We start from the raw sequence: 309 nt of genomic DNA on the forward strand, positions 1-309 counted from the left end.
CCGAACACGCGCCGCGCGCCCTCGTTCCACGAGGTGATCAGGCCGTCGTCGTCGAGCGTCACGATGATGTAGTCGCGCGTGGTGAGCGCCGCCAGGCGCAGGCGCTCCTCGCTGGCGCGCACGCGCTGCTCGGCCTGCCGCAGTTCGGTCAAATCGACGAACGCCAGCACCGCGCCGGCGATCTTGTTGTCCACCGTGCGGTAGGGGCGCAGGCGCGCCAGGTAGTGGCGCGCGTCCAGGCTGCGCACCGGACGCTCGACGGTGCGCAGGTCCTGCAGCACGCTCTGCAGGTCCTGCGCCAGATCGTCG

The 309-nt window shown here is 71.5% G+C and carries 1 protein-coding gene; it reads right to left on the reverse strand.

Going from position 1 to position 309, the window contains the following annotated elements:
- Positions 1-309: PAS domain-containing protein (locus B5P40_RS32355; protein WP_142936398.1), on the reverse strand; the 309-nt coding region annotated here is incomplete at both ends.

Origin of the sequence: Bacillus sp. SRB_8 (genome assembly GCF_003264205.1) — a bacterium.
Classification (GTDB): domain Bacteria; phylum Bacillota; class Bacilli; order Bacillales; family Bacillaceae_G; genus Bacillus_A; species Bacillus_A mycoides.